Source organism: Carboxylicivirga sp. (genome assembly GCF_982718395.1).
Genome location: NZ_CEXQWX010000032.1, coordinates 1 through 16,145, shown reverse-complemented (window position 1 = coordinate 16,145; position 16,145 = coordinate 1). Strand labels below are relative to the sequence as shown.

Below are 16,145 nucleotides of genomic sequence, written 5' to 3'. Positions count from 1 at the left end.
TAAGCTATTTAGCCTATTGCATATCCAATAAAATGAATAGCACTCTTATACAAAAAACAATAGTGATAAATAAGGAAGAAGTTCTTTACGAAAAATCTTTAAAGCTTTAGATATATGCTTTTCTACAGTTTTTATTGACACCCCTAACTTTTCTGCTATTTCAAAGTTCTTAAGACCTTCGCTCCTGCTCATTTCAAAAACCTGCAGGCAACCTTTAGGTAGTTTATCTTTAACTATAGAAAACTGTTCTTCTAATTCGAGTTCTAATAAACTATTAAATGGAGTTTTAGCATCAGATAACACTCTTCTTTCATGAAAGTTAAGTATTTCACTTACATCATAATCGTTTACCAATTCTTTCGCATTACTCCGAATATGATTTAAAGCTTTATTTCTTACACTTTGAAAGAGATAAGCCTTGGGATGTTCTATTACTACCGTTTTATCATTTTTCCCCCATAGAGCAATGAAGGCTTCCTGAACAATATCCTTTGCTAACTCTAAATCGTGCAAGTATTTATTGGCATAAAGCACTAAACGACCATGATACTTAAAATACAATTCTTCAAAATGCTCTCCATGAACATCTTCTAATAATGAATTGTCAGAACCTTTATTTTTCAATTTAGTTTTCAATCCCGATTCCCCGTAAAAGATTCAAATTTCCTATACCTAATAGCTTTATTGCCTCTTTTCAATAAAAGGCTCACCACTTTCTATGTTAACAAAGTAACATGTACCGCTGCAATTTAAATAATTTTAACATTTAAAGGAATAATTTTTTCATGAATTGTACAAACGAACTTCCAGAATTGGAATCAGAAAGAACACTTGTACACTATACTGAACTCTTAATACCGATTATTTCTCTTAACCCGAACGATTAAATCAAGCTACTTAATTAGTTTTAATTATTACAAAGAACAGAACTGGTCTTTTTTTGATGATGCCGAAAGATTGTACTATTTTTGCACTCCGAAATAGGGTAAAAAACTGATAAATTTATACTTGTGAGCTCAGATTCGAGATACAACCTACGCGGCGTTTCAGCTTCTAAAGAAGATGTACACAACGCCATTAAAAACATCGACAAAGGTATTTTTCCACAAGCTTTTTGTAAGATTGTTCCTGACATTCTGGGAGGCGACGATGAATATTGTAACATCATGCATGCTGATGGTGCCGGAACCAAATCCTCATTAGCTTATTTATATTGGAAAGAGACTGGTGATTTATCAGTTTGGAAAGGCATTGCTCAAGATGCCATCATCATGAATGTTGATGATTTATTATGCGTAGGGGCAACCGAAAATATTCTGGTTTCATCAACTATTGGTCGTAACAAAAACCTTATTCCTGGTGAAGTAATCTCTGCTATTATTAATGGCACCGATGAATTATTGGCAGAATTACGGGAAATGGGCATCAGCATATACCCAACCGGTGGTGAAACAGCTGATGTTGGTGATTTAGTCAAGACTGTGATTGTCGATAGCACGGTAACTTGTCGAATGAAGCGAAGTGATATCATTTCAAATCACACCATCCAACCTGGTGATGTTATTGTTGGGTTATCTTCTTCAGGTCAGGCTACCTATGAAAAAGAATACAACGGTGGCATGGGAAGCAATGGCTTAACATCTGCCCGCCACGATGTTTTTGCTAAATATTTAGCTGAAAAATATCCGGAAAGTTTTGACGGTGCTGTACCTGATGATCTAGTTTACTCAGGCAACTACAAGTTAACTGATAGTGTTAATGATTCGCCCGTTAATGCTGGTAAGCTGGTATTATCGCCAACCAGAACCTATGCACCTGTTATTAAGAAAGTACTGGATGAAATGCGAAACGATATTCATGGAATGGTGCACTGCTCCGGTGGTGCTCAAACTAAAGTATTGCATTTTGTCGACAATGTTCATGTGATTAAAGACAACATGTTTGATGTTCCACCTCTTTTCAAAACCATCCACGAAGAATCGGGAACTGATTGGAAAGAGATGTATAAAGTGTTCAACATGGGTCATCGCTATGAAATATATCTGTCACCTGATAAAGCGGACAGAATTATCGAAATTGCTAAGTCATTTAGTATTGATGCACAAATTGTTGGTCGCGTAGAAGCACACGATGGTAAAAAACTGACCATTGAAAGTGAATTTGGCACTTTTGAATACTAGTCGTCATTGATGACTTTTAATATTTAGAGAGTTATACTCTTATCATTGTTTAATGATTGTCAACAATTAAGATATGGCACAACACGATTTACTTGAAAAACTGGAAGGTCTTCGATTACGTTTTCTAGAAGTATCTGAACAGATTACCAACCCAGAAGTGATTGCAGACACCAAAAGATACGTAAAGCTTAATAAAGAGTACTCCGAACTTGAAAAAGTTGTAGCGGTTCGTAATGAATTTGAGAATACCTTGAACAATATCGAATCGACCAAAGAGATGCTCAAAGATGAGACAGATCCTGAAATGAAGGAGATGGCTAAGATTGAGTTGGACGATCTGGAAGCCAAGCTTCCTGTAATGGAAGAAGAAATTAAAGTACTTTTAATCCCAGCGGATCCCCAGGATAGCAAAAATGCAGTGTTGGAAATCAGAGCTGGAACAGGTGGTGATGAAGCCAGTATTTTTGCCGGTGAGTTAGCTCGTTTATACACCAAATATTGTCAGGATAAAGGATGGCGCGTTGAAATTACCAACAGTAACGAAGGAACTTCAGGTGGATTCAAGGAAGTGGTGATGAATGTAACTGGTACAGGGGTTTATGGTATCTTAAAATACGAATCCGGTGTTCACCGTGTACAACGTGTTCCGCAAACCGAAACACAAGGCCGCGTTCACACATCAGCCGCCACAGTTGCAGTACTTCCTGAAGCGGAAGAGTTTGATATAGAATTAAAAACAGAAGACATCCGTAAAGACACCTACTGCGCATCTGGACCTGGTGGACAGTCTGTTAACACAACGTATTCTGCTATTCGATTAACACACATTCCTTCAGGTATTGTAGTAACTTGTCAGGATCAGAAGTCACAGCTAAAGAACCTTGACAAAGCGATGGCAGAATTACGTACGCGTCTTTACAACCTGGAATATCAAAAATATCTGGATGAGATTTCATCTCAGCGTAAAACAATGGTATCGTCAGGAGACCGCTCAGCAAAAATCCGTACTTACAATTATCCACAAGGTCGTGTTACTGATCACCGCATCAACTTAACGCTTTATAATTTACCAGCTGTTATGGATGGTGATATTCAGCAAATTATTGACAAACTTATTGTTGAAGAAAATGCTGAACGATTGAAAGCAAGCGAAATGTAAAATTTTAGACATAAGACCGAAGACAACTGTAAATCTTAATACTTGATACTTAGAAAACATGACACCACAAGAGCTTTTTGAAAACATTAAAAAGAAAAAGAGTTTTTTATGTGTTGGATTAGATACCGACATCAATAAAATTCCACGTCATTTATTAGACACGACAGATCCTATTTTTGCTTTCAATAAGCAGATTATTGATGCGACATATGATGTAGCAGTAGCCTATAAACCGAACTTGGCTTTCTACGAAAGTCTGGGTGTCAACGGCTGGAATTCTTTAGAGAAAACTGTTAACTACATCAAATATAACCACCCTGATATTTTCATTATCGCAGATGCAAAGCGAGGTGACATTGGTAATACATCTGCCATGTACGCAAAGGCATTCTTTGATCACATGGAGTTCGACTCGGTAACTGTTGCTCCATATATGGGTGAAGATTCGGTTAAACCATTCTTAACACATGTTGACAAGTGGGTAATTCTTTTAGCTTTAACTTCGAACAAAGGGGCATTCGACTTCCAGTTTATGGAAGAGAATGATGAAAAGCTATATGAGAAAGTAATTAAAACGAGTGCTCAGTGGGGTACAGAAGAAAACCTGATGTATGTTGTTGGCGCAACTAAAGCTGAGATGCTGGCAGATATTCGTAAACTAATTCCAAATCACTTTTTATTGGTACCTGGTGTAGGCGCACAAGGTGGAAGCCTTGAAGAAGTTGCCAAAAATGGTATGAATAGCAAGTGTGGTTTATTAGTTAACTCAAGTCGCGGCATTATTTACGCCAGCGATGCCGAAGATTTCGCTGATAAAGCGCGAGAAAATGCCATCGTAGTGCAAAAGGACATGGAGAAACTATTAAAAGAACATGGCTTAATTTAAACTCTCCACAAGAAAATATTGAAACCCGGGGTATATTATACTTCGGGTTTTTTAATGCCTTTGATCATTTTATTTGACTCTTTTATTAATAAAAATTACATTCATAGATAAAACCAAACCTCTATGAACGAAGATCTTTTGCAATACGCCTGGCAACACAAAAGTTATCAGCCAGAACTTTTATCATCTGAAGGACAATCAATTGAAGTCATCCACCCGGGAATTAAGAACACCGATGGCGGCCCTGATTTCTTTAATGCCAAAATTAAAATTGATGGCACACTCTGGGCCGGTAATGTAGAGATTCATCTAAATGATAACGATTGGTATAAGCACAACCACCACCTTGATTCGGCTTACGACAATGTTATTCTGCACGTTGTTAATCAAACATCTACTGATACACTTAATTCGAAAAACAGGAAAATACCAGTTTGTAAACTACATATGAGCAAAGAATTCGTGCAGCGATATCAAAAACTGAATTCCAATAAACAATGGGTAGCTTGTGAGCATACTATTACTGCAGTCAACCACTTTGAGCTTAATCAATGGTTGGACAGGTTATTGATTGAGCGCTTAGAAGATAAAAGCAAACTTATTAACTCGTTGCTTGAAAGCAATAAAAACAATTGGGATCAGGTCTTTTTTATCTTATTAGCTCGAAGTTTTGGGTTTGGTCTCAATGGTTTACCTTTTGAGCTGATGGCACGTCAAACCGATCTTAAAATCCTATTAAAACATGCTGATAACTTATTTCAGCTCGAAGCTCTGCTGTTTGGCCAGTCAGGCTTCTTAAATCCTTTAAAAGAAACTGATGATTATGCGATTGAACTTCAGAAAGAATACCATTTTCTGAAAACTAAATACAACTTAAAACATATTGATCGTCATTTATGGAAATTCTTACGACTGCGTCCGGTTAATTTTCCAACCATTCGAATTGCACAATTAGCCAACTTAATTCATGTTACAAAGGGTCAGTTTGATAATCTGTTGAAACTTGATAAATCCTCAAATCCTCTTAGCGACTTAACAATTGACACATCTAACTATTGGCTATCTCATTACCAGCTAGGTATCTCTTCAAAAAAAGAATCAAAAAAAACACTTGGTAAGCAATCACTTAGTCGAATAATTTATAACACGATCATCCCTTACCTGTTTATTTATGCAGTAAAACACAACCAGGAAGATCAAAAAGAAAAAATCATTTACTATCTTTATCATCAGCCCACAGAAAGGAATAATATCATTGATAAGTGGGCTGAAATTGGTGTTATCTCAGAAAATGAAGCGCAGGCACAAGCTCTCATACATCTGAAGAACATCTATTGCAATAACAGGAAGTGTTTAAACTGTCATATTGGTCATCAGGTTTTATGCAAAACGTAGAAAACAACACAGTATATCACGACACTATTAGGGCATTGCTTACAGCAGGGGGATTATTGTTTTTAACCATCGCCATTGGCTCCGCCGGCTTTATGATTATCGAAGGTTACCGTTTTGTTGATGCTGTTTATATGACCGTGATAACAATGGCTACTGTTGGATTTCGGGAAGTGATACCTTTAACAGATGCGGGAAAGATTTTTACGGTTTTTCTTATTATTTTTAGTTTAGGAATTTTTGGTTATGTCATTACACAAGTAACCCGAATAATTTTTGAAGGGGTATTACATCAATCATATAAAGCTTATCAGTTGAGAAAAAAGATTGTAAAACTAGAAGATCATGTGATCGTTTGTGGATTTGGCAGAAACGGTTACCAGGCTTGTGTTGAATTAGCAGAGCATGGCGAGCAGTTTGTAATTGTCGAAAAGCGTGATCATGTTGTTTCCCGGATATTGGAAGATCCGGAACTATTATACGTACAAGGTGATGCCAGTTCTGAGGAAGTTCTGGATGCCGCACAAATTCGTAAGGCCCGGGCACTTATTACTGCTTTACCAAACGACGCCGACAACATGTTTGTCGTGTTAACTGCTGCCGAAATGAATCCTGCCATTAAGATCATTAGTCGTGCCAGTGACTTCAGATCAGACACTAAACTAAGAAGAGCTGGTGCAACCAACGTTATAATGCCAGATCGAATCGGTGGTCAGCGTATGGCTAAATTGGTAACACAGCCCGATGTGGTTGAATTTGTTGAGTATATTCTTTTGCAACGCTCGAAAGATGTGCAATTAATGGAGATTGATTGCAATAAACTAACGGTATCCAATTATAAAAAAACGATAAGAGAATTAAGGCTTCGTGAAAAATCAGGAGCAAATTTGGTAGGTATCAAAACGGCTGAAGGAGCTTATTTATTTAACCCTTCTCCTGATATTGAAATCACGCCTGCAGATAAATTATTTGTTCTAGGTTCACCTGGACAAATAGAGCAATTTGAATCAATCTTAACAGACACACAACCAGCAATAAGCAGCTGATTGTAAAACCTTCGTTAATTTATTTTATGCATTCTGTCCGAACCTTTTTTGAAGTTTTAAAGTATACAGCACTTTAATTTAAACACACATTTAAAATTTACAAACCGTATTTTTGGTTCGCTTTTTGATAGCCATTCGACGGTAATATTTAATTAGAAACCCAAATACTTATAAATTATGAATACAAAAAGATTTTTTGGAATAGCTATTTTATCCTTGGTTGTAATAGCTGGTTTAGACAGCTGTAAATCGAAAGAAAAAGTTTCGACAAACAATGAGGTCGGAACCATCCTTGAAGACATGCCATGCGAAGATGCTGGTCGTTCAGATAAAAACTACTTCCGCGCCAGTGCAATGGCTACCAGCTCTGATTTAAGTCTTGCCGAAGAAAAAGCTCTTCTTAATGCGAAACAAAGACTGGTAACTTTGATTAGCTCAAATACTAAATCTGTAACCGACCGCTATGTAAATGAAAGAGAATTTGGTGATGCATCGGAATTCGAACAAAAATTTGAGAATTTAACACGTGAAGTAGCTGACGAAACTATTTCAAATGTGGTGGTGGCATGCCAGAAAAAAAGCGTATTGCCAAACGGAAAATACAGAGGTTTTGTAGCTGTTGAAGTTAGTAAAGAGGATATTTTAAATGGTATCAGCAATAAGATGTCTAAAAACCAAAAGCTACAAGTTGATTACGATAAAGCCAAGTTTGAGGAGATTTTCAATCAGGAAATGCAAAAAATGGCTGAAGAGCGTGGCTTCTAGTCCAATGACTAAGAAAAATATTAAAAAAGGCAGATTAGCGATCGTTAATCTGCCTTTTCTGTAAAAAACTAATTTTCATTTGCTTGCCACACTAAATTTATTGCTTATCTTTGCGCTCGCAAAATATATTTAAATAAAGTATCATGTACTTAACTAAAGAGAAAAAGCAAGAAATCTTCGAGAAGTACGGGAAGTCGAATTCTGATACTGGTTCTACTGAAGGCCAGATTGCATTATTTTCATACCGTATTGCTCATTTGACTGAACACTTAAAGTCAAATCGCAAAGATTATAGCACGCAACACGCATTGATTAAGCTAGTAGGTAAGCGTCGTAGCTTATTAGACTACTTAAAGAAAAAAGATATCACAAGATATCGTAAAATTATTGCTGAACTTGAATTACGTAAGTAAGCAATCAAGAAATTATTCAGGAGGCAATTATCAGAAAGATAATTGCCTTCTTTTTTTGCACTCACCTCAGAGGCCCTCATGTTCAATCCATTCTCACCTAATTTATTGAGTGTAAATCAAAACATTCCCTTCCAACTATTATAGTAATCAAAGTATAAATCATATCTTTGGCGGTGATAAAAGAAGGATAAAAAAAGATTAAGAAAATTGTCATGATTAAACCATTTGAAAAAGTTATTGAACTGGGTGATGGCAGAACAATTACCATTGAAACAGGAAAGTTAGCAAAACAGGCTGACGGATCGGTAGTTGTAAAAATGGGTAATACCTATTTGTTAGCGACAGTTGTTTCTGCAAAAGAAGCAAAGCCAGATGTAGATTTTATGCCGCTAACTGTTGAATACAAAGAAAAATACGCAGCTGTTGGACGTTTCCCTGGTGGATTTCAGAAAAGAGAAGCGCGTCCATCTGATTATGAGATATTAGTTTCACGTCTTATCGACAGAGCTTTACGTCCATTGTTCCCGGACGATTATCATGCTGATACATTTGTGACTGTTAATCTGATTTCGGCTGATGAAGAAATATTACCAGATCAATTAGCCGGACTTGCAGCTTCTGCATGTTTAGCCGTATCTGATATACCTTTTAATGGACCTATCTCTGAAGTACGGGTAGCCCGTGTTGATGGTGAGTTATTAGTTAACCCAACAGCTACACAGTTGGCAAGTGCTGATATGGACATTATTGTAGCAGCTACCTTGGACAACATTATGATGGTAGAAGGTGAAATGTCAGAAGTGTCAGAAGCTGAGCTATTAGAAGCCATGAAAGTGGCGCATGATGCGATTAAAGTTCAGTGTCAGGCGCAGATGGAAATGATGGAAGCGCTTGGAAAGACTGAAAAGCGTGAGTATTGTCACGAGGAAAATGATGAAGAACTTGAGAAGAAAGTTTGGGAAGCAACTTATGATAAAGCCTATACTGTAGCAAAATCAGCTAATCCGAACAAGCACGAACGCATTGATGCTTTCGGTGCTATTTGTGATGAATTTATAGCAGAAAACTACCCTGAAGATTCAGAAGAAGAAGTTCCTGAAACCTTAATTAAGAAATATTACCACGACGTTGAAAAAGAAGCTGTTCGTAAAGTTGTTCTTGAAGAAAAGTTTCGTTTAGATGGTCGTAAGACAGATGAAATTCGACCTATATGGAGTGAAGTAGATTACTTACCAGGACCGCATGGTTCTGCAGTTTTTACACGTGGTGAAACACAATCATTAACCACTGTTACACTTGGAACCAAGTTGGATGAGAAGCTTGTGGATGATGTAATGAATAAGAGCTATGAGCGCTTCTTACTTCACTACAATTTCCCTCCATTCTCAACTGGCGACGCCCGTCCAGCACGTGGTATCAGCCGACGTGAAATTGGTCACGGTAACCTGGCATTCAGAGCCCTTAAACGAATGCTACCTGAGGATTATGAATATACTGTACGTATTGTTTCAGATATCCTTGAATCAAACGGTTCGTCATCTATGGCAACTGTATGCGCTGGTATTTTAGCTTTAATGGATGCAGGTGTTCCTGTTAAGAAGCCGGTTTCAGGTATTGCAATGGGTCTGATTACGGATAAAGAATCAGGTAAGTTTGCAGTACTCTCTGATATTTTAGGAGATGAAGACCATTTAGGTGACATGGACTTTAAAGTGACCGGTACCCGAGATGGTATTACAGCCACTCAGATGGATATTAAGGTTGATGGTTTATCATACGAGGTTCTGGAACAGGCGTTAAACCAGGCCAGAGATGGGCGTATGCATATTCTTGATAAATTAGATGAGACTATTACTCAGCCTCGTGAGGACTATAAACCACATGCTCCTCGCATCGTGAACTTTGATATTCCTAAGGACATGATTGGCTCTGTTATCGGTCCTGGTGGTAAAATTATTCAGGAAATTCAGGCTACTACCGATACTGTAATCACAATCGAAGAAGAAGGTGATTTGGGTAAAGTAGCTATTTCTGCCTCAAACAAAGATTCTATTGATGCAGCAGTTGCAAAAGTGAAAGCAATAGTTGCAGTTCCTGAAGTTGGAGAAGTTTATCGTGGTAAAGTAAAATCAATCGTTCCTTTCGGAGCGTTTGTCGAAATACTTCCCGGAAAAGATGGTTTATTACATATCTCTGAAATTGAGTGGCGCCGACTTGAAAAAGTAGAAGACGCACTTAAAGAAGGAGAAGAAGTAGAAGTTAAGCTAATCGAAGTTGATCAACGTTCCGGTAAACTAAAACTTTCGCGTAAGGTTCTTTTACCAAAGCCAGAGCGCAAAGAAAAACCAAAAGTAAAGAAAGACTAAAGCAACATAACTAGTCATTTAAGGCCATCTTAACAGGATGGCCTTTTTGTTGTCTGCATACTTTTTAATAATTTACGGTTTATATTACTAGATTCGTTACCAATGAAGCATGAAGAAGCATTTGATTTACTCAACGAACAAATAAAAGATATACCAAAAGCACAAATCAGAACGGTAAGTCTTGCTGTGTTGCCTCGCTTAATGAATGCACTGGATCAGCAGCAAGAATCATGTCCACAATGTTTGAAGCACTCACGCCAAGGTGAAGATTTTGTGAATAACATTCGACCTTTATTCGAGCAAAACATAAAAATGAGCAAAAGTTTCGAGCAATGGGCTGATGAGGCTCAAAAGCATTTAAAGGTTCGACATCAACAACATGTAAAGGGAAGAGTAACCTCAACTTATACGACAATTGGCATGGCCATTGGTACTTTTATTGCATTTATTTATAGTTACTTCATCGTCGAAAACTCAATTGCAGGAACAATAAGCATTGGTTGGGCTGTTGGCTTAATATTTGGATATATTTCTGGTAAATTAAAAGAAAATACGCTTCGTAAAAATCAACAGCTATATTAGCTAACTCAACAATTAAGAATTTATAATTATTTTGAAACTAAATCAGCTAAATAAATCCGAATTCAAATTACATTGACCGTTCAATCTTCTTTGAGATGATTAACTGACAACTTGGTTATTCAAGATTAATTCAGCGTTTTTTTTGAATAAACTTCATATTTACTGTTATTTATTTATCTTTAATGATTGATTGTGTCAATTAATGACCTATCTATATTTAATTTTTTAAAAACATTTTTAATTTTGCAGGAAACACTGTAGATTAAAGTCAAAACAAATAATTGGGTAAACATTATGAAAAGAATTAGAATTTCTCTAATTGCATCTCTAGCTGTAGCAGCTTTGTTAGCTAGCTGTTCTGGTTTAGACAAAATGAACAAAGGTGCTAAGGACGTTAGTTATTCGGTAAATCCTCCGGTATTAGAAGCTCATGCTGGTAAAGTTAACTTAGATGTGACTGTACAGTTTCCTGAAAAATACTTCGATAAAAATGTAAGTGTTGAAGCTACACCTGTATTAGTTTATGAAGGAGGCGAAACTGCTTTCCCATCATACCGTGTTCAAGGTGAAAATGTTGATGGTAACGACAAAGTTATTTCTAACGCAACTGGTGGAACTTATACTTACAGCAACTCTGTTCCTTATAATGAGAACATGAGAGTTTCTGATTTGGTTGTTCGCATTAAGGCAACTAAAAAAGGTACTATTAAAGAATTTGATGATTATAAAATTGCCGATGGTGTAATTTCTACTTCTGAATTAGTAGCTGACCAAGGTGCTCAGTCTGCAATTGGTGAGGATGCTTTCCAAAGAATCATTGCTGAATCTAAAGCTGCTGATTTATTCTTCTTAATCCAGCAATCAAATATTCGTGGTTCTGAGTTAAGAAAAGAAGACATTGCTGCTCTTAAAGAATATATGAAAGAGATTGAAGCTGCTGAAAATATCAACTTCAAAGGTATTGACATTTCTGCATATGCTTCTCCTGATGGACCAACTGACTTAAACAGCAAACTAGCTACTCGTCGTGAAAAAGTTGCTAAAGATTACTTAGCTCGCGAAATGAAAAAAGCTAAAGTTGAAGGTGGTACTGATGAGGCTATGTACACTTTGAAAAACACACCAGAAGACTGGGAAGGTTTCAAAGAGCAAATGGAAGCTTCGAACATTCAGGATAAAGAATTGATCTTACGTGTTCTTTCAATGTATAGCGATCCTGAAGTACGTGAGCGTGAAATCAAGAATATGTCAGAAACTTTCAGTGTAATTGCTGAAGAGATTCTTCCTAAATTACGTCGTTCAAAAATGTCTATCAATGCTGAAGTAATTGGTAAGAGCGATGAAGAAATCAAAGAATTTGCTGCTAACAATCCAAGTGAGTTAAACATTGAAGAAATTCTTTATGCTGCTACATTAACTGAAGATGTTGATGAGCAATTAAAGATTTACAAAGATGCTGCAGCTAACTTCCCTAAGTGCTGGAGAGCTCAAAATAATATCGGTTGTGCACTTTACACTAAAGGTGATTTAGCTGGTGCTAAAGCTGCTTTTGAAAAAGCTAACAGCTTAAAGTCTGGTGTTGCTGAAGTAAACAACAACCTTGGTGTTATCGCTCTTCGTGAAGGTGATGTTGCAAAAGCTGAAGAATATTTCGGAGCTGCTGCTGGTGCTGGTGCTGAATTAGACAACAACTTAGGTATTGTTTCAATTCATAAAGGTGACTACGACGCTGCTATCCGTTATTTCGGTAATAATACAAGCTGTAACGCTGCTCTTGCTAAAATCTTAGCTACTAAATATGACGCTGCATTATCAACAATCAATGCTAACACTAAAGAAGTAGGTTTCAAATACTACTTAAAAGCAATTGTTGGAGCAAGAACTGCTGAAAACGACATGATGTTCGATAGCTTACGTAAAGCTTGTGAACTAGATGCTAAATTCAAAGCTGCAGCTACAACGGATATGGAATTTGCTAAATTCTTCGAAGATGCAACTTTCAAATCTATCGTTCAGTAATTAATAATTACCTGATAAAAAAGGGGGTGAACAATATGTTCACCCCTTTCTTTTTACCATTCCCATAATTCTTCTACTTTAATTTCCTAAATAACTCCCACAATACAATTCCCGCACTAACGGAAACATTAAATGAATGTTTGGTCCCATATTGTGGTATTTCAATACAAACATTGCTTGCATTCACTACCTTTTGTTGAACTCCTTTCACTTCATTGCCAAGTATTATCGCATACTTTTCTCCTATAACAGGATTAAAATCAAGAAGAGATGTGCTGTTTTCCACTTGTTCCAGACTACAAATCTTCCAGTCCTCAGATTTTAAATGCTTAACAGCATCCATTGTATCCTCAAAATATTGCCATTCAACAGCATCTTCGGCTCCAAGTGCTGTCTTATGAATCTCTTTATTGGGTGGTGTCGCTGTAATGCCGCATAACACAATCTTTTCTATTTTTAGTGCATCTGATGTCCGGAAGACAGAGCCAACATTATTCAAACTTCTTATATTATCCAACACCACTACAATGGGCATTTTCTCAACGTTCTTATACTCATCTATCGTTAAACGATTCAGTTCGCTTGTTCTTAATTTTCTCATTACTGGCAATTTTGACAACAAAAATAGTACTATTCCTGTTTCTATATGTAATCGAATAATAATCGTACCCTTTTAGGATTACTAAATCCCTTTAATTATGAATATACACGAATACCAAGGAAAGGAGATATTAAAATCATTTGGTGTAGCAATTCAGGAAGGTATTGTTACCGACAATCCAGATGCAGCGGTGGAAGCCGCAAAAAAATTACAAGAAGAAACCGGAACTAGCTGGTGGGTAGTTAAAGCCCAAATTCATGCTGGCGGTCGCGGAAAAGGTGGTGGTGTTAAATTGGCTAAATCGCTTGAAGAGGTAAAAGAAAGAGCCAATGATATAATTGGAATGAACCTGGTCACACACCAGACAGGACCTGCAGGTAAAAAAGTAAATAAGGTTCTGATCGCACAGGATGTTTATTATCCCGGAGAAAGTGAAACTGACGAATTTTACATGAGTGTTCTTCTCAACAGAAGTACGGGACGTAATATAATCATGTATTCCACAGAAGGAGGAATGGACATTGAAGAAGTTGCTGAAAAAACGCCTTATCTGATCCATAAGGAAGAAGTTGATCCAGGAATAGGCTTGCAAGGATTTCAGGCACGTAAAATTGCCTTTAACCTTGGTTTATCGGGTAAAGCGTTTAAACAAATGACTCAATTTGTAAGCTCTTTATATGAAGCTTATGTGAATACTGATTCATCCATGTTTGAAATCAATCCGGTGCTTAAAACATCGGACGATAAAATTCTGGCTGTAGATGCCAAAGTAAATCTTGACGATAACGCCTTGTTCCGTCATCCGGATTATGCAGCCATGCGTGACCTATCAGAAGAAGATCCGGCTGAAACAGAAGCTGCAAAGAGTCATTTGAACTTTGTCAAACTGGATGGAAATGTTGGTTGTATGGTAAATGGAGCTGGTTTAGCAATGGCGACCATGGATATTATCAAATTATCAGGTGGTGAGCCTGCTAACTTCCTAGATGTGGGTGGTGGTGCCAATGCAACAACTGTAGAGGCCGGATTGAAAATCATATTAGATGATCCAAACGTAAAGGCTATCCTGATCAATATTTTTGGTGGAATTGTACGTTGTGACCGGGTTGCAAATGGTGTTGTTGAAGCCTATAAGAATATCGGTGAGATTAATATTCCGATTATTGTTCGACTTCAGGGTACTAATGCAGAAGGTGGTAAAAAGATAATCGACGAATCAGGTTTGAAAGTATACTCTGCCATCACATTAAAAGAGGCCTCTGATTTGGTTCAGAAAATTGTTAATTAACTTTGACTTTCAATAAAAGCAAGAGGGACTATCTGATGATAATCCCTCTTTTCTTATCTGGAAATTACACACTACCACTTAACAGGTTTGCGCCGTACAGGCATACTCATACAACGAGCCCCGCCGCCGCCACGTGAAAGTTCAGAGCCACCAATCGTCACTACATACTTTTCATATTCAGTAAGTTCTACCTTACCTTCAATAACATCATTGGCCTTAATTATTTCAAAACCATTTTTATTCATCTCTTCCATGGTGTAAACATTCCTTGCATAACCCAGCACTTTTCCAGGTCCCATGGCAAAGAAGTTAGCTCCACTGTGCCACTGCTCGCGCTCTTGCGTCCAAATATCGCTTGATCCACCACAAAAAATCGGTTTCATATCCATTCCCAGTTCCTTAAGGCATTCCACCAGGTTTGTTTTCTTCTGAATGGACTCAACTTCCCCGTTATCAACCGTAATCAGAATGGTACTATATCTGCTATCCTTCATAATCAAAGGCTCATAAACCATACATGCATCCTTGTCAAGGAAAGTAAACACCATATCTAAATGAATAAAAGACTCTGGTTTATCAGGCAGTTGTTGTACCACTACATAATGACGTTCCTTTTTCTGCTTCAATTGATTAACAATAAAATCAATCCCCTGCGATGATGTTCGGGTACTATTTCCAATAACCAATATATCCTCACGCGCAATTTGTACATCACCTCCCTCAATCATTGTTTCTGCACCAACGTTGTAAAAATTCAATGGATTGACCGTTTGCGCTCTGAATCGAGCTGAATGATTGAAAATTGCCTCCATCACAATCGCTTCACGTTCACGAACTTTATTGGCCATTTTCGATATCAACACCTTATCATACATTGTAACACTGGCATCGCGGGTAAAAAAGAAATTATGCAATGGCCTCAGTGAATAACGATCATCCGATAAGAATGTGGTTAAAGAATCAGTCTTAAGACTTACACCTTCGATTAATTGACGAGCTAACTCACGAGCCGGCAACTCTAATAAATCTTCTTTAATGTTTAATACCTGTTCATAGGTGCATATTTTCTCTATAAGGCTCAGTTTGATTTTGGGTTGCTCTAAAATCTCGGCTAATAGATCCTTCACCTGGTAGGTTTGCGTCACCTTATCTAGTACACCACTGAATTGCCTGTACTCCTCAACTGCTACAGATAAATTCAATATATCGCTGTATAATGCGCGTTCAGCATTAGACGGTGTCATATTTTCCACTTCCTTCCCCGGCGTGTGTAAGATTACACCTTCCAGTTCCCCGATCTCGGAAAATACACCTGTATCGATGGTCTTTATCATGGATAATTGGTTTAAATAATTTGGTTCTTCTTCTTGCCGCAAATTTAAAAACCATAAGCAATTAAAAAAATGATTGACCGCACTTCTTTAAATTCTTTATTATTAGCGAGTAAT

At 37.2% G+C, this 16,145-nt stretch carries 14 protein-coding genes; 11 read left to right on the top strand and 3 right to left on the bottom strand.

What is annotated here, in order from left to right; all coding sequences use genetic code 11:
- Nucleotides 1–45: 45 nt before the first annotated feature.
- Nucleotides 46–624 carry an RNA polymerase sigma-70 factor gene (locus tag AC4MRQ_RS08275; RefSeq protein WP_491197193.1) on the bottom strand — a complete coding sequence of 193 codons (579 nt, stop codon included), beginning with the start codon at nucleotides 622–624 and terminating at the stop codon, nucleotides 46–48.
- Nucleotides 625–1,010: 386 nt separating this feature from the next.
- Here AC4MRQ_RS08275 and AC4MRQ_RS08270 point away from each other — a divergent pair, with 386 nt between their 5' ends.
- The 10 genes from AC4MRQ_RS08270 to AC4MRQ_RS08225 all read left to right on the top strand — a co-directional run bounded on the left by AC4MRQ_RS08270 (nucleotide 1,011) and on the right by AC4MRQ_RS08225 (nucleotide 12,808).
- The gene (locus tag AC4MRQ_RS08270) at nucleotides 1,011–2,180 is read left to right on the top strand and encodes an AIR synthase related protein (protein WP_491197192.1); all 1,170 of its coding nucleotides are present in this window, start codon (nucleotides 1,011–1,013) and stop codon (nucleotides 2,178–2,180) included.
- Nucleotides 2,181–2,253: 73 nt separating this feature from the next.
- Nucleotides 2,254–3,339 (top strand): peptide chain release factor 1, encoded by a 1,086-nt coding sequence (gene prfA / locus AC4MRQ_RS08265; protein WP_491197191.1) that lies wholly within the window; start codon nucleotides 2,254–2,256, stop codon nucleotides 3,337–3,339.
- 58 nt (nucleotides 3,340–3,397) lie between these two features.
- The gene (gene pyrF, locus AC4MRQ_RS08260) at nucleotides 3,398–4,225 is read left to right on the top strand and encodes an orotidine-5'-phosphate decarboxylase (RefSeq protein WP_491197190.1); all 828 of its coding nucleotides are present in this window, start codon (nucleotides 3,398–3,400) and stop codon (nucleotides 4,223–4,225) included.
- A gap of 123 nt (nucleotides 4,226–4,348) precedes the next feature.
- Nucleotides 4,349–5,620 carry a DUF2851 family protein gene (locus tag AC4MRQ_RS08255; RefSeq protein WP_491197189.1) on the top strand — a complete coding sequence of 424 codons (1,272 nt, stop codon included), beginning with the start codon at nucleotides 4,349–4,351 and terminating at the stop codon, nucleotides 5,618–5,620.
- On the top strand, nucleotides 5,608–6,663 hold the full coding sequence (locus tag AC4MRQ_RS08250) for a potassium channel family protein (protein ID WP_491197188.1): 1,056 nt from the start codon (nucleotides 5,608–5,610) through the stop codon (nucleotides 6,661–6,663). Before AC4MRQ_RS08255 ends, AC4MRQ_RS08250 begins: the two co-directional genes overlap by 13 nt.
- A 177-nt stretch (nucleotides 6,664–6,840) precedes the next feature.
- Entirely contained in the window at nucleotides 6,841–7,428 is a 588-nt protein-coding gene (locus tag AC4MRQ_RS08245; RefSeq protein ID WP_491197187.1) for a hypothetical protein, read from the top strand.
- A 143-nt stretch (nucleotides 7,429–7,571) separates the two neighbouring features.
- Nucleotides 7,572–7,841: a 30S ribosomal protein S15 gene (rpsO, locus tag AC4MRQ_RS08240; RefSeq protein WP_491197186.1), complete on the top strand. Its 270-nt coding sequence runs from the start codon at nucleotides 7,572–7,574 to the stop codon at nucleotides 7,839–7,841.
- A 212-nt stretch (nucleotides 7,842–8,053) separates the two neighbouring features.
- A complete protein-coding gene (gene pnp, locus AC4MRQ_RS08235; protein ID WP_491197185.1) occupies nucleotides 8,054–10,207 on the top strand; it encodes a polyribonucleotide nucleotidyltransferase in 2,154 nt (717 codons plus the stop codon).
- A gap of 102 nt (nucleotides 10,208–10,309) precedes the next feature.
- Nucleotides 10,310–10,789, top strand: coding sequence for a hypothetical protein (locus tag AC4MRQ_RS08230; protein ID WP_491197184.1), 480 nt, complete (start codon nucleotides 10,310–10,312; stop codon nucleotides 10,787–10,789).
- 294 nt (nucleotides 10,790–11,083) lie between these two features.
- A complete protein-coding gene (locus AC4MRQ_RS08225) occupies nucleotides 11,084–12,808 on the top strand; it encodes a tetratricopeptide repeat protein (RefSeq protein ID WP_491197183.1) in 1,725 nt (574 codons plus the stop codon).
- Between the two features lie 73 nt (nucleotides 12,809–12,881).
- Here the strand turns inward: AC4MRQ_RS08225 and AC4MRQ_RS08220 are convergent, their stop codons facing one another.
- Nucleotides 12,882–13,409 carry an RNA methyltransferase gene (locus AC4MRQ_RS08220; protein WP_491197182.1) on the bottom strand — a complete coding sequence of 176 codons (528 nt, stop codon included), beginning with the start codon at nucleotides 13,407–13,409 and terminating at the stop codon, nucleotides 12,882–12,884.
- Between the two features lie 97 nt (nucleotides 13,410–13,506).
- Here AC4MRQ_RS08220 and sucC point away from each other — a divergent pair, with 97 nt between their 5' ends.
- Nucleotides 13,507–14,697: an ADP-forming succinate--CoA ligase subunit beta gene (gene sucC / locus AC4MRQ_RS08215; protein ID WP_491197181.1), complete on the top strand. Its 1,191-nt coding sequence runs from the start codon at nucleotides 13,507–13,509 to the stop codon at nucleotides 14,695–14,697.
- Nucleotides 14,698–14,768: 71 nt separating this feature from the next.
- On the opposite strand, the gene AC4MRQ_RS08210 is transcribed toward sucC, so the two are convergent.
- Nucleotides 14,769–16,031 carry an arginine deiminase gene (locus AC4MRQ_RS08210; RefSeq protein ID WP_491197180.1) on the bottom strand — a complete coding sequence of 421 codons (1,263 nt, stop codon included), beginning with the start codon at nucleotides 16,029–16,031 and terminating at the stop codon, nucleotides 14,769–14,771.
- Between the last annotated feature and the right edge of the window lie 114 nt (nucleotides 16,032–16,145).

Bases quoted from the DNA above. Each gene is read 5' to 3' on its own strand.
- rpsO (WP_491197186.1), top strand. From the start codon at position 7,572: ATGTACTTAACTAAAGAGAAAAAGCAAGAAATCTTCGAGAAGTACGGG.
- AC4MRQ_RS08230 (WP_491197184.1), top strand. From the start codon at position 10,310: ATGAAGCATGAAGAAGCATTTGATTTACTCAACGAACAAATAAAAGAT.
- AC4MRQ_RS08255 (WP_491197189.1), top strand. From the start codon at position 4,349: ATGAACGAAGATCTTTTGCAATACGCCTGGCAACACAAAAGTTATCAG.
- AC4MRQ_RS08220 (WP_491197182.1), bottom strand. From the start codon at position 13,409: ATGAGAAAATTAAGAACAAGCGAACTGAATCGTTTAACGATAGATGAG.
- pnp (WP_491197185.1), top strand. From the start codon at position 8,054: ATGATTAAACCATTTGAAAAAGTTATTGAACTGGGTGATGGCAGAACA.
- pyrF (WP_491197190.1), top strand. From the start codon at position 3,398: ATGACACCACAAGAGCTTTTTGAAAACATTAAAAAGAAAAAGAGTTTT.
- AC4MRQ_RS08250 (WP_491197188.1), top strand. From the start codon at position 5,608: ATGCAAAACGTAGAAAACAACACAGTATATCACGACACTATTAGGGCA.
- AC4MRQ_RS08210 (WP_491197180.1), bottom strand. From the start codon at position 16,031: ATGATAAAGACCATCGATACAGGTGTATTTTCCGAGATCGGGGAACTG.
- AC4MRQ_RS08245 (WP_491197187.1), top strand. From the start codon at position 6,841: ATGAATACAAAAAGATTTTTTGGAATAGCTATTTTATCCTTGGTTGTA.
- AC4MRQ_RS08225 (WP_491197183.1), top strand. From the start codon at position 11,084: ATGAAAAGAATTAGAATTTCTCTAATTGCATCTCTAGCTGTAGCAGCT.
- sucC (WP_491197181.1), top strand. From the start codon at position 13,507: ATGAATATACACGAATACCAAGGAAAGGAGATATTAAAATCATTTGGT.
- prfA (WP_491197191.1), top strand. From the start codon at position 2,254: ATGGCACAACACGATTTACTTGAAAAACTGGAAGGTCTTCGATTACGT.